The sequence below is a fragment of the Vibrio hannami genome, from assembly GCF_029589055.1.
GTDB lineage: Bacteria > Pseudomonadota > Gammaproteobacteria > Enterobacterales > Vibrionaceae > Vibrio > Vibrio hannami.
On the sequence record NZ_JARQZP010000003.1, the window covers coordinates 1,260,259 to 1,273,405 of the forward strand.

At 42.3% G+C, this 13,147-nt stretch carries 10 protein-coding genes and 2 pseudogenes; 7 read left to right on the plus strand and 5 right to left on the minus strand.

Going from position 1 to position 13,147, the window contains the following annotated elements:
• Positions 1–231 precede the first annotated feature (231 nt).
• Positions 232–1,452, plus strand: coding sequence for an EAL domain-containing protein (locus tag P7F88_RS07365; RefSeq protein WP_277823283.1), 1,221 nt, complete (start codon positions 232–234; stop codon positions 1,450–1,452).
• Positions 1,453–1,517: 65 nt separating this feature from the next.
• Here P7F88_RS07365 and P7F88_RS07370 read toward each other — a convergent pair whose 3' ends face one another.
• Both P7F88_RS07370 and P7F88_RS07375 read right to left on the minus strand, forming a co-directional pair.
• Positions 1,518–2,741, minus strand: a complete 1,224-nt coding sequence (locus P7F88_RS07370) for an HlyD family secretion protein (protein WP_277823285.1) — start codon at positions 2,739–2,741, stop codon at positions 1,518–1,520.
• A complete protein-coding gene (locus P7F88_RS07375; RefSeq protein WP_277823287.1) occupies positions 2,741–3,082 on the minus strand; it encodes an MFS transporter in 342 nt (113 codons plus the stop codon). The genes P7F88_RS07370 and P7F88_RS07375 overlap by 1 nt, the downstream gene beginning before the upstream one ends.
• Before the next feature lie 127 nt (positions 3,083–3,209).
• Here P7F88_RS07375 and P7F88_RS07380 point away from each other — a divergent pair, with 127 nt between their 5' ends.
• From P7F88_RS07380 to P7F88_RS07405, 6 genes and pseudogenes are all read left to right on the plus strand, one after another.
• On the plus strand, positions 3,210–4,217 hold the full coding sequence (locus P7F88_RS07380; RefSeq protein WP_422127611.1) for an AraC family transcriptional regulator ligand-binding domain-containing protein: 1,008 nt from the start codon (positions 3,210–3,212) through the stop codon (positions 4,215–4,217).
• Positions 4,218–4,252: 35 nt separating this feature from the next.
• Positions 4,253–4,910 (plus strand): annotated as a pseudogene (gene nfsB, locus P7F88_RS07385) (oxygen-insensitive NAD(P)H nitroreductase).
• 375 nt (positions 4,911–5,285) lie between these two features.
• Positions 5,286–5,495 carry a cold-shock protein gene (locus tag P7F88_RS07390; protein WP_277823291.1) on the plus strand — a complete coding sequence of 70 codons (210 nt, stop codon included), beginning with the start codon at positions 5,286–5,288 and terminating at the stop codon, positions 5,493–5,495.
• Positions 5,496–5,583: 88 nt separating this feature from the next.
• Complete coding sequence (locus P7F88_RS07395; RefSeq protein ID WP_277823293.1) at positions 5,584–6,120, plus strand: YaeQ family protein; 537 nt, start codon at positions 5,584–5,586, stop codon at positions 6,118–6,120.
• 2 nt (positions 6,121–6,122) lie between these two features.
• Positions 6,123–6,686: a hypothetical protein gene (locus P7F88_RS07400; RefSeq protein ID WP_277823295.1), complete on the plus strand. Its 564-nt coding sequence runs from the start codon at positions 6,123–6,125 to the stop codon at positions 6,684–6,686.
• A 17-nt stretch (positions 6,687–6,703) separates the two neighbouring features.
• Positions 6,704–7,687: a Gfo/Idh/MocA family protein gene (locus P7F88_RS07405; protein ID WP_277823297.1), complete on the plus strand. Its 984-nt coding sequence runs from the start codon at positions 6,704–6,706 to the stop codon at positions 7,685–7,687.
• Position 7,688: 1 nt separating this feature from the next.
• On the opposite strand, the gene P7F88_RS07410 is transcribed toward P7F88_RS07405, so the two are convergent.
• From P7F88_RS07410 to mtlA, 3 genes and pseudogenes are all read right to left on the minus strand, one after another.
• Positions 7,689–9,680 (minus strand): peptidase U32 family protein, encoded by a 1,992-nt coding sequence (locus tag P7F88_RS07410; protein WP_277823299.1) that lies wholly within the window; start codon positions 9,678–9,680, stop codon positions 7,689–7,691.
• A gap of 83 nt (positions 9,681–9,763) precedes the next feature.
• Positions 9,764–11,293, minus strand: coding sequence for an Lcl domain-containing protein (locus P7F88_RS07415; RefSeq protein WP_277823301.1), 1,530 nt, complete (start codon positions 11,291–11,293; stop codon positions 9,764–9,766).
• Between the two features lie 133 nt (positions 11,294–11,426).
• Positions 11,427–12,458, minus strand: a pseudogene (gene mtlA / locus P7F88_RS07420) (mannitol-specific PTS transporter subunit IIC); the annotation flags it as partial.
• Positions 12,459–13,147: the final 689 nt, after the last annotated feature.

Here is a 13,147-nt window from a genome sequence, read left to right on the forward strand (position 1 = left end):
AGTTTCGGCATTTATTGTCAAATCTATTGACCGTGTAAATCAATCATCTGGACAAAATATCACGCTTACTTAACGGGTTACTGGAAATACTGCAGAGCCCTTCTAAACTTTAGCATTAGAGCCACAACAAAGATGGTTCGTAAGGTTAGCACTAAATGGACTATCCAATGTGACTAGCAGGGTGCTTACACGCTAAGTCTTCGAATTCAACAACGGTAACGTTTTTGCTTTATGAAAGTAATCATAATAAATAGCTCTCATATATCAGGCCTGGCTTTACCTGACCTTTTGGGTGTTAGAGGTATCAGTCATGTGGTGTTTTCTTCACCATTAGATTTTATTGAATACACCCAACAAAACGCGGATCCATTTGTTTTAATTACTGAGATTTTCACTTCCCTGGATACTGGTCAGCAGGTGTTCTATGAGATGTTAGACCGTATTGAGCTCCTGGGTGTTCTGCTAATCAGTAAGCATGCTGAAGATATTATCCACGCCACAAAAAGCTTTCTTCAAGAAACCAAAGTCAAAAACGTACGAGCTGTCTCGGGAAGCTGCTCACAAGAAGATATCGTTCGAAATATCGAAAGATTGAAAATAAACATCAAAAAACAAGATATTTCCAGCACTTCCCAACCAGGCGCTAATTTCCCGCAACTATGTGATGTGTTACAAGATGCGCATATTGTTCCTCATTATCAACCTAAGGTTCGTGCCGCTGATGAACAGATCGTCGGTTACGAAGTACTGAGCAGATTAAAAATAAATAACAAGATCTGCCCCCCTTCTAGCTTTATCCCAAATCTGATAGAGCAAGAAAAAATAACCGAATATACCTGTAAGTTATTTAAGGTGGCGTTGAAAGAGGTTTCTACTCTGCGGAAGTTTGATAAAACATTGTCATTCAATGTCGATTATCAATCTCTCAGGATGCGAGGCTTTGCAGACCAGATATTATCCATTGCAGAAAGATTTGGCTTTCCGCTCGATCAATTAACCATTGAAGTTACTGAAAACGCCTCGGCATTAAATGGTAACGTAATCGCAAACCTAACTAAGTTCCGAATCAAAGGGTGTAACGTATCAATTGATGACTTCGGAATGAATCATTGCGGGTTTACCGAGTTACTTAAACTTCCATTTACAGAAATCAAGATAGACAGAAGCTACGTAGTTGATATCGTTGAATCGAATCGGGCGTTTGATTTGGTTAGAGCCCTAAGCAGTGTGGCTAGTTGTTTAGGGATTACCATTGTCGCTGAGGGGATAGAAACGCTAGAGCAAAGGGATAAGTTGCGTTCCATCCATATCGATTACTTTCAGGGTTATATGTACGGGAAACCAACCACAATAGATAATGTAGCCCATAACGAAAGCTCAGTATCGCTCCAGGAGTTAGATGAACTACCTTATGGTACGGCTTCCATAGAACGACTGATCGGCAGAATCTAGCCAAACCAATCCAATTCTAATTATACTAATGCTTCCTCCCCAGGAAGAAAGCATTAGCGGTTACTTTAAATCGAATAGAAGTAGTACAGCTGTGACTTCATACGTAGGATAATGCCTCGTATCGCATCCAGGAAAGACATAAAGCCTATTGGTTTTTCACCACTTACCCACGCTAGCCCAACTGATCCTACCGGGATGTCATAACCTTCAGGCTCTTCTATCTTAAGCCTGACAAAGTGATGCTTGTTTTGAAGGTTCTTGCCAGTTGTCACTCGAACCGATTCATCAAAGCCCAACAGTGTACCTTGTGCCTCACCGGTTGCTTCTACAATACCTTCAACTTGTGCAGCAAAGACTTTTCCTGGATATACTGCAGATGCAAATTCTGCAGCCTGTCCCGGTTTTACATTTCTTATCGCCTGATGGTTGACCCTCATTAGCACGTACTTTTCGTTGGTGTACATCTGAAGCCTTGGCATCGCAGATACTCTCTGCCCTTCCCTCAAGATAAAGTTCGTCACAAAGCCATCAGTCGGAGCATATACAGTCGTACTTTGAAGATCCCACTCCGCCTGCTTAACATTCTCTTCTGCAGTCTCGATATTTGCTTGCATAGCGTCGACTTTGAGTCGAGCACTCGCGATAGCCATATGAGCCTTTTCGCTGTTTAGCTTTTTAGTCGCCAACTGAGATTCCAGAGTTTCGAGGTTCTGCTTCGCCAGCTGCACAGCGGTTCGCTGCTTATCAATATCGTTTTCGGTAATCGTATGTTCAACAACCCGATTTTGCTCTTCAAAACGATTGAGTGTTTTTACCTGCAACGCTAAATCGGCTTTGGCAGAGTCAACCTGTGATTCCGCAGTGTGGATATCCTGCTTGCTAGTTTCGTATGTCGCAGTGGCAATCACTACATCTTGTTCTGCATTTTCTAACTGCGTCTGAGCTGATGAGAGCTGTACCTTCGCTTTATTCAGCGCTATCTCATAGGCAGTCGAGTCTAACTGATATATTGGCTGTCCTTTTTCCAGCTCCTGGTTCGGCTCAATATAGATAGCATCAACTTTACCTTTTACATTGGTTGAGTCCGGGCGTAATTGAATGTGAGGTGACTGAACAACCGAACCTCCAGAAAGATCCATCGGCGTATAGTTAATCAATCCGACCCAGACAAATAACAGCCAGGCCGTGCCTCCGATATAAGCAAACCCTTTGCTGTATACATTCCACGGCATCCCTACTAATCTAAGCAGGTAGATAAAGAGTGCCCAAATCGCTAAACCTTCTAACATTATTGCGCCTCCTCAGAAACTGAAACTTCTGTTTTATCATTGCCCTGACTTTCACCACGCCAGATATCTCTAAGATTGATTATCATTTTCTCGATGTCTGCAAATGCAATAATTACCGCAATTACCCACACCCAATGCCACATAAAGCCGATCCATGTCAGTGCAGTTATTAACCCTATTTGGTGATGACCTTTGCTATGCGCTTTACTTATCGGTAACTCATGTAAGCGCCAGAAGCCATAAATTGCACCACCAACAGAGGCTAAAAGCACTATCCCTGCAACAACATGCAATGCGGTATCAGCTCCTGTACCGACAAATGGAACACTTAGTAAACTCATCAATTTCTCCGATTTATTCTTTAGGTGAAGAATAAACCCCGCGTATTAAAATGGCTTTATAATTACATATTACATCAGTTGTTAGCTATAATTGACGCTATATGTAATTCACCGAACCAATTTAACCGTGAAAAATAAATATTTCTTCAGAGCAATTTTATTGAATGCCATACACCACTCAGGCGTTGAGAAGTATGGAAAAGGCGCTATGTCATTGAATATTCCTGAATCTGTTTTTCATGAACCTATGACTCTGGTTCCTATAAGCCATGTTAATGACTGGCTAAGGGATATTGAAACATCAACCAACGATCCTGATTATATGCTGCATCTGGCCGTCCCTATCGACATTGGTAGGAGAGGCGTTCTCTCCCGATGGTTTTTTTCAGGACATGATCTTGCTGCGACCATCCGGCGTATCAACACTTCTATCTCATGTTTTCAGTCAGGCGTATTTTTAGGTGGTGCTGTGTCTGGTCCCTATATGAAATGGGTTTACGACAACAAAGCTGTCGCTCCGGATGTGAAAGTTCATGACGGTATTCGTTGCGCGATTTTTCTGACTAAAGTACTAAGACGTTACCTGGGAGAGCAATTTAACCCTACGCTGGTCCGCTTGCCTGGTAAACGAACCAACACTTCTGCCTACAACCAGTTTTTTGGCTGTGAGGTTGAGTGGAATCAACCCAGCACAGAAGTCTGGTTTCACAGTAAATTACGTATGACAACGGCACTATATGGCCGGCAGGAGAAAAAGCAGCTCGCTATGAGCTACGGAGAACTGGACGATATTCTCAACATGCCATCACCAGAAGATGAGTTGAAAGTTGTATACGAAACCATCAATTACTCAAGACACCTTGGAATGCCTAAGGTGGCAATCGTGGCAGAAATGTTAGGGCTCTCTGTACAACAGTTTCAGCGCCGGCTTCGTACTCAAAATCTCGACTTCACAACGCTGATGTCGTATGTGCTAAGTAACACAGCGGTCAACCTATTTGCAAAAGGGCTAGGTATAGAAACCGTCGCGCAGCAACTCGGTTATACCAATACAGCAAGCTTCACCCGAATGTTTAAAAAAAATCGAGGCGTGACCCCGTCACAATACATTGAAATGTTCCACGACTCATTTTAAATTACAGCGTTATATAAAACTAAAGAGAGATTCCAATGAACATCGCCAACGTTGCATTATCCCGTTACTCGACAAAAGAGTTTGACTCCCAAAAGAAGATTCCAGCCGAAACCTTCGAACAAATAAAAACACTGCTGCGTTTTAGCCCTTCCAGCGTAAACTCCCAACCGTGGCATTTTGTTATCGCGGAATCAGACGAAGCTAAGCAGCGTTTTTCTGCCGGAACTCAGGGCAGGTTTGTCTTCAATCAGGCAAAGATAAATGATGCCTCTCATGTGGTTATGTTTTGCGCAAAAACACAGATAGACGAAGAATATTTAGAGCATCTGTTAGATTGTGAAGACAAAGCTGGGCGCTTTCCACAAAAAGAGTTTAAAGAGACGGTAAGCAATGGTCGCAGCTACTTTGTGAATATGCATCGATTTGACCTGAAAGATGCGCAGCACTGGATGGAAAAGCAGCTGTATCTGAACATGGGAACGGTATTACTCGGAGCGGGTGCTCTGAATGTAGACGCGGTGCCAATTGAAGGTGTTGACTTAAAAGCTCTGAATGAAGAGTTTGGTTTATTGGATAAAGGTTATACCGCAGTTGCGGTGGTTGCTCTTGGCTACCGTAAAGAAACCGATTTTAACGCGGCTTCTGCCAAAAGCCAGGTTGGAAGAAGAAGAAATTTTCACCATCCTGTCATAACTAAAAACACGCAGAAACGTTTACTGAGCCCGACAAAAACAACTCGGGCTTTTTTACACAAAATTTTTTAAATTTGAATTATTCTCAAAATAAAGTCAGTTTGATACATAAGCAACTGTGATATAGGACAAAAATTCGTGGATTACCCTCTTTAATTAGAACAAAAAGCTCTATTCTTCATACTAATATCGTTGACTTCCTAAAATATTGATTTAAGCTGCGTAACGGCTAGAAAGAACAGCTTTGGTTTTAGGTTTTACAAGTCGTTGGTTAGTACCCCTTTCCTCGTGTTGTATCTAAATAGCAATCTATTTTTTCCACGCTATAAGTATGCCCAAAGGGCTCAACACAATTTTTATATTAGGAAAAACTACTATGTCTAACACAGTGACTGGTACAGTAAAATGGTTTAACGAAACTAAAGGTTTTGGTTTCATTCAGCAAGAAAACGGTCCAGACGTATTCGCTCACTTCAGCGCTATCCAGTCTGACGGCTTCCGTACTCTTACTGAAGGTCAAAAAGTTGAGTTCACTGTAACTCAAGGCCAGAAAGGTCCTCAGGCTGAAAACATCAAGCCTGTATAATTCTCTGTAAATAACAGAAAGAATTCTGATAGCCAGTCGCATGCGACTGGCTATTTTTTTACACGCTCAATAAGTTTAGGATCACCACTTGGCACTAAAACCGACGATTTTCAAATTTCGCATCTCTCTATCTGATATCAATCGAGACTACTACGACTCACTGGCACTAACCGTTGCTCAACACCCTTCGGAAAACACATCACGCATGCTGGTTCGTGTACTAAGCTACTGCCTGAATGCTTCACCAGAACTTATGTTTACCAAAGGGCTCTCAACCGTTGACGAGCCTGATCTCTGGCAAAAGACACTTGATGATAAGATAAACACCTGGATAGAAGTTGGTGAGCCTGATTCAGAAAGGGTAAAGAAAGCAACAAGAATTGCAGACAAAGTAATTATCTACAGTTTTAATAGAAAGAGTGACATCTGGTGGCAACAAAATCAGACTAAACTAGACTTTAGTAAGGTAAGTGTTTATCAGTTTACATCAGATGATATTCAACAGCTTAGCACTAATATATCCCGTACAATGGAGTTGTCTGTGATGATAAGTGGTAGCTCGCTTTTTATTTCAACACCGGAAGGTGAGCATGAAATAGAAGTAGTGACATTAAAAGGGAAATAGACATGTCGGAAATTATTGTTAGCAACCTAAAGCAACAGTTAGAAGTCGCCGGAGTTGATACCCTGCACCTCTCTACAAAAGAAGCGCAGCTTTTTGCAACAGCTGTAGAGAATAAAGCGGATTTTTTCGATAAGCTGTGCGATGAAAAAGCCGATAAATCTCCCGTTATGTTGCTACTGGGACTTCTAACCAAGTCTCATATTGAAGCTGTTGCTAAGCTAGAGCCTCAGATTGATGCTATCAAGGGAATGAATGACGTATTTGCTGATACCGTTGGCCACCAGCAGGCACACAAGTTTGAAGCTGACGCCCTTATTGAACTATCTCTTGTGACAAAACTCTGGTTAATGGTTCAGGGCTATCTGAACATGGATTTCAGCCTGGCCAATGACCACGCGCAGCAGAGTGCTGATATGTTAGCAAATGCACTAAACTCGGAGTCACAAGAGCTCCGAACCGAGCTTCTTGCTAGTTATTATCATGGTAAATCAAAACGAGAAGAAAACGCACCAACTACTACCAATTGGCCGAAGAAGCTTTTAGATTGGCTAACAATAACCAGATAAATTAAAGCGAACTAAATATGATTAATCTTGCCGTAATAGGCACAAACTGGATTACAGAAAAATTTGTTGAAGCCGCACTGGAATCAGAATTATTTCAATTAGCCGGGATTTATTCCCGCGATAAAACCAACGCGCAACACTTTGCCACAGAACTCCAAAGTGAAGATTGTCGTTTTTATGACGAGCTTGAAACCCTCGCTAAAGATCCTTCGATCGACGCAATCTACATCGCCTCACCGAATAGCCTCCACTGTGAACAGGCTTGTTTGATGATGTCGAACGGCAAGCACGTGATATGTGAAAAGCCAATTGCTTCAAACTTAGATGAAACAACCAGAATGTATCAAGCCGCGAAAACCAACGGAGTTGTGCTGTTTGAGGCGTTCAAGACCGAGTTTCTTCCGAATTTTATTGAGTTAAAACGTAACCTTCCGGAAGTAGGCAGGCTTCGTAATGTGTATCTGAGCTATTGCCAGTACTCATCTCGTTATAAGAAGTACCTATCCGGACAAAATCCAAACACATTCAACCCTGATTTTTCCAATGGCTCGATCATGGATATCGGTTACTACTGTGTTGCAACAGCGGTATCTCTGTTTGGCAAACCTGATTCGATTGTGTCTTCGGCTAAGCTGCTTGATTCTGGTGTAGATGCCCACGGCACAGCGGTGCTGACTTACGAAAACTTTGTGGTTACTATCCAGCACTCCAAAGTCTCAGATGGTGTGATCCCAAGTGAGATTCAGGGAGAAGACGGGGCAATTATCATAGACCACTTCTCTGAGTGCACTGGATTCATGATAAAGAAAAAAGGACGCGAGCACGATTTCATCTCTCTGGAACAAGCTGAAAACTCAATGCTCTATGAAGCGATTGAGTTTGCCGAGCAAATACAGACAGGAGAGATGCAAGACGCAGCTGTTCAGCGCTCTCTGGAAGTGTCTGAGGTCATTACAGAGATTCGTAAGCAGACAGGTGTCGTCTTTCCGGCAGACAAATGATTTAGAGCCCCTTACGGTACTGAGAGTTTGCCGTTGGGTATACATGCCGTCGAATATTCTCGGCGGCATTTTCATCGCCACTCAGAAGCTGTTTGAAGCGGGTAATAAGCTCTTCGTTATTGATATCCACCTTAGTTTCTGTTTGGATATCCCTCAGGTCGATCATAAAGTCTGAGTACAGATCTTTCATATCAGTCACTATATCCGTATTCAGTTTGTGATACTGGCTATACAGGTGGTTGTAATCACCTTTCTGCTTATCCACGATATAAGGCGAATCTTTTAGATTGATGATAGACGTGTGCTTGCTACAGCGAGGTAAACAGCCTTTGTTGATACGCATCTTCTTACAGCCAGTGCTTTGCTGGAACAGGCACTGACGACTCACCATAATCGATGAAGGGTGATATAAGCTATAGAAAAGCCTGAAACCTTCAGGAGCAACAAGCTTCTTCATTTGTGTCGCATTAATCTCGTTTGAGATAAATGCACCTGAGCAGTGAAACTCCTCTGTTAAAGCTTTTAACGCGAACGAGTTGGCAATATTGAGTTGTGGCCCGGCAATCCATGAAATACCTAATTCATTAACCGCCTCTACCAGACCAGTATTGTTCAATATAACCTGCTTAGGCTGAGCCAGTTTTAAAAATTCCAGTGCTGCGTCATAGTCTTGATCGATCAATATCGCAGGAAAAACCGCTGTCATTGAAGGGTTGGCAGCAAAACAGTTCATCATTGAATCTAAGAACCGAGATAGGTTTGACGGCAGTTGGAAAAACAGATCAACGTCTTCTGCTTGTGGAATACTATCTGTATCAGAGATAAGTACAGACAAACGAGCTTGCTCCTGCTTAGGTTCACTAGCCCCTAGCAAAGTGCGCAGCACCCGGGTTTTATCTATTCCCTTTCTTGACAGGAATTCTTCACTGACGACTGGCGCGGTTGTATTCAACTCTGCGATTTTTCGCTCTGTTGTATCAATAATGCTAGTTTTAGCATCGTAGAGCTGCTGTTTAACTTCTTCTCTGGCTTGCGGGCTTGTATCTCCTTTGAGAGAGACAAAGTGATCCGTAGAGTGATCTCTAGGGTTTTCAATGAACATATCTTCACTGATGTCCCCCTTCAGGTACCCATCTGAGAAGTCGCGATTGTATACAGTATAAAGCTCTGAACGGTCTTCAGATAATTCCTCAGAATTACAATAACGATCGACCTGATTTCGCCAGTTGTTCACTGTTGTATAAACGTAGTGTGAACCTTTTATCCTGCCTTCAATTTTGAGTGAGTAAACTCCAGCATCCGCGAGTGCCTCCAGATCGAGATAAGCAGAGTTATCTTTCATATTCAGCGGGTAACGAGAACCGGTTTCTGTAATCTGATACTCATCTCTACATGGCTGACTGCATCGTCCACGGTTGCCAGATGCCCCATTTCGAACTGAGCTTACATAGCACAACCCAGAGAAACCTATGCAATATGAACCATGTACAAATACTTCCATCAATACATTTAGCTTTTTACCAAATGTCGCCAGGCGTTTTATCTCCGGCTGGCTGAGCTCACGAGACAAGTTAACTCTGCTAACACCAAACTTATGCAGGAACTTTATCTGGCCTTCGTTGTGGGTGTTCATCTGAGTCGAAGCATGCATATCAAGCTGAGGATAGAACTGCTTGATGATATAAGCCAAACCAAGATCCTGAACAATCACGCCATCGATTTCGGTATTCAGCAAGCGGTTTAGCATTGCAATAACAGCTGCTATTTCTGGCTCTAAAATCATGATGTTGAGCGTAACGAATATCTTGCACTCGTGCTGATGAGCAAGATTCACGACTTCATTAAGCTGATCCATGGACAAGTTAGTCGCGCGATTTCTGGCGTTAAACCTATCCAGACCACAATAAACAGCGTCCGCACCTGCGACAATCGCTGCTTTTATTGAGTCTGCATCGCCACCGGGCGCGAGTATTTCAAATTTACTGGTATCCATGATTCATGCTCATCAAAAAATTGAGGCACGTATTCTATACTCTAGTGACTCTCCGTTAAAGTATAAGAACAAAGAGCGCCACGCTATCTCCGCCCTCTTTCTGGTGGTTCAGGAATTTCAGAAGCGTCTAAATATCCATCATTGTTTATGTCGAAGCGGTCAAAGTCCCTGGCAATTGGTCCTTTAGCTTCGCTTTTAGAGAGCTTACCATCACCGTTTCTATCCATTTTCGAAATCAGATCTGACGAAGAATGCTTTCCAGAAGGCATCTCTCTTTTAACGCCCATATCGGGCAGAGAACTGGATTTACGATTTGGCTTAGACGATGTTCTGGTTTCTTTGCCTGTAAGTGTATAGACCTTTGACTCTCTGGTTTGAGGTTGTGGATTTTGTACAAAATGGGTGTTTGAGTCCGTTACACACCTGGCATAGTTCTGAGTTCGAACCGCATCCCCTTGTGGGCCGTGGCCTTGTGAGTAGTCTTTTCCATCGCTCACTTTCGGGTCACTGCGCTGCGACCCTGCGCCATGAACATCCATCCAACTATTACCCATGTAACCAAGTGAGCGCCCAAAAGCAATATAGACAGCATTTTTAGAATTATTGAGATTTTGGTGAGTAGTACTGCTCCAATAATTTGCATAATCCAGCTTCCCGGCTTCGTTTACGATTGATGTTGTTGTGAATAGAGGATCGATAGCTGCGCTGTTAGAAGTGTCAGGAGATTTTGTATAATTAACTATCGACTGTAGCTCTTTAGCGTTAGGTAAGCGCCAATTTGATCGGCCTGCCAGATTTAGATTTTCACAATAAGAAAGCGCCGTAGGCCAATCCATACTCATTTCACTGTCATTTTGCTGCCATGTCAGCCCCGTTGCCTTATCTGTAATGGTGCCGTTTCCGTTATCCTTGTAATCATTGATACCGTAGTCCGTATTGCCACGAACTACTAAGACATAAAACGTCTTATCTCCTCCCCTCGGTGAACTTGTTCCATATCCCTTAATTCTTCCGTCAATAAAGTTGACTCCAAATACGGTTTCATCACCTTTCATTGTAGTGGAAACATACTTGGTACTGCTGACATATTGCGAGTCAATCAGGCGCTCTCCGGCTTCTGTATCGCCGGAGTTAAACCCAAAGTATTGGTGGTTGATAAAAGGCATAATTGACACATTACCCTTTTTACCAGCAATACCACTTGGATCCTGGCCATCAAACATCATCAAAGAATAGAGCTCTTTTATCGTGGGTAGTCGCCAGTCGCTATAGCCCGCTAGCTCTAGGGTTCTGGCATAAGCAAGAGCATCACCATAGTTAAGCTTATCGGCGGCAGTAATCTTGCCATCACTATTGATATCAATGGTTTGAGCCCAAACTAATTGAGTAATGTTGTCGGTAACCGTGCCATTTTGGTTGTCGGAATAACTCGGCTGAAACCCCAAATATTGCGAATCCTGCCCATAAGTTTCACCTCCGGGAACCGGACAACTGGAAAGAGTATCTTTTAAACCAAGACATCGGGTCTGGTTTGTGTCTATCACCGGATAAGATAGATTTTGAGGTTGCAGTGCGGCCTGCACAGAGGCAGCAAACGAGAAAGCCGTTAGCATATAAGCCAACGGTTTAAATAATTTTGAAAAAAAGAATTGCTGGATTTCATATCACCCCCTGCATAAGTTCTATTTTAGATTACTCAGACAATAAGCAGAAAGTATGCAGAGAGTGTGAAGAAGAAAGGGATTACTCCTCCGGGTCTGGTTTTTTAGTCTTAATCAAGGTAGAAGCGACAGCAAATGAAACTGCTGCAGAAGAGACAACAGCCAGTAACACTCCAAACATTGATGACTGTGGTGCCATTAGCATTACGGCAAAGATAGAACCTGGCGAAGCGGGGCTAACTAAACCGGCATCAAAGAAACTAAGAACAAAAACGCCCGTCATACCACCAGCAATAAGCGCAAGTATCATCCTTGGGTACATAAATACATAGGGGAAGTAAACCTCATGTATCCCACCGAAGAAATGAATAACGGCGGCCCCTGCACCGCTTCTCTGCATGGTTCGCTGTCCAAACACGATATAGGCTAGCAACATACCTATGCCTGGCCCTGGATTGGCTTCGATAAGAAAGAATATCGATTTGCCTTCTTCTACCGATTGCTGGATACCTAGTGGAGAGAAGATACCGTGGTTAATAGCATTGTTTAGGAACATCACTTTTGCTGGCTCAACAAAGATTGAAGTCAGAGGTAGTAACCCCATTTCAATCAAGAACTTGAGTGACATTGTGATAAAGCCAGCGATAATAGCAATAAACGGCCCAACCAGATAGAAAGCGAATATGGTACATAAAAGGCCAACCACTCCGGCGGTAAGGTTGTTGACCAACATTTCAAAGCCACTTTTGATTTTGCCTTCAAGTAGCTTATCAACCTGTTTAATCGCATAACCACCAGCAGGGCCAACGACCATAGCACCGAGGAACATCGGTATATCAGTACCAACGATCGCCCCCATGGTTGTTGCTGCTCCTACGATAGCACCGCGCTCTCCACCAACCAACTTTCCTCCAGAATAGCCAATAAGTAATGGAAGTAAATAGATGATCATAGGATCGACGAGCTGAGCTAATGCTTCATTTGGAAGCCAGCCTTGATCCTGGAACAGAGCAGCAATAAAGCCCCAAATAATAAAAGCACCTATATTAGGCAAGAACATGTTTGTTAAAAATCGACCAAAGCTCTGAACTTTAAGCTTGATAGAAGGACTTAGCATATTTATGTCTCTTCCTTGTATACCTTAAGACTGATAATTATTGTAGATGTAACTACTTGTAATTAATATCGACCAGATCGTTAATATGAGTACTCACGCACCCTTCTCCTAATTTTCTCCATATTTACTCCTTATTTAAGTACTAACTTTGTACCCGAGTGAAAGCCCAACCATTTCACTCACTTTTCATTTTGAATAGACACTCTATTTGCGTTTAGCGCCATAGCCAGCTTGTGAGCACTTCCCTTTATTTCACAAGATTGGTATGGCGTTTTTTTGCCCCTTAGCACCTCATTTAATAATACAATTAAAGCAGCGCTATTCCAAACTTCGTCAATATGCCTAGCGTGATCTATGTCACTATTGTAATTTAATTACAGAAACAGCCTCTAAATCATGCCTTATTTATTTCACACTATAAAATAAATAAAACATAGTGATTTCGATCACATTATTATTTTGTAAAATTTATTGTCTTTGCGTTTATGTGACAATGATCACCATAAGAATACAATTTAATCGATTCCATTCTGTGATATCAAGCGCTTTATTTTTGTTGACATTTTGATTTTATACAATTTGTAATAAATTAACCTGTCATTTATGTGACACGGATCACTTTAAAATACCAGGCCAATATTAATTAAGGTGATAAATGTCACATTAAAGCTCCAGCTCGTGCGTTCTGA

What these genes read in the sequence shown, in the direction of transcription:
- P7F88_RS07375 (WP_277823287.1), bottom strand. Translation starts at nt 3,082, where the DNA reads ATGAGTTTACTAAGTGTTCCATTTGTCGGTACAGGAGCTGATACCGCA.
- P7F88_RS07365 (WP_277823283.1), top strand. Translation starts at nt 232, where the DNA reads ATGAAAGTAATCATAATAAATAGCTCTCATATATCAGGCCTGGCTTTA.
- P7F88_RS07415 (WP_277823301.1), bottom strand. Translation starts at nt 11,293, where the DNA reads ATGCTAACGGCTTTCTCGTTTGCTGCCTCTGTGCAGGCCGCACTGCAA.
- P7F88_RS07400 (WP_277823295.1), top strand. Translation starts at nt 6,123, where the DNA reads ATGTCGGAAATTATTGTTAGCAACCTAAAGCAACAGTTAGAAGTCGCC.
- P7F88_RS07390 (WP_277823291.1), top strand. Translation starts at nt 5,286, where the DNA reads ATGTCTAACACAGTGACTGGTACAGTAAAATGGTTTAACGAAACTAAA.
- P7F88_RS07370 (WP_277823285.1), bottom strand. Translation starts at nt 2,741, where the DNA reads ATGTTAGAAGGTTTAGCGATTTGGGCACTCTTTATCTACCTGCTTAGA.
- P7F88_RS07405 (WP_277823297.1), top strand. Translation starts at nt 6,704, where the DNA reads ATGATTAATCTTGCCGTAATAGGCACAAACTGGATTACAGAAAAATTT.
- P7F88_RS07410 (WP_277823299.1), bottom strand. Translation starts at nt 9,680, where the DNA reads ATGGATACCAGTAAATTTGAAATACTCGCGCCCGGTGGCGATGCAGAC.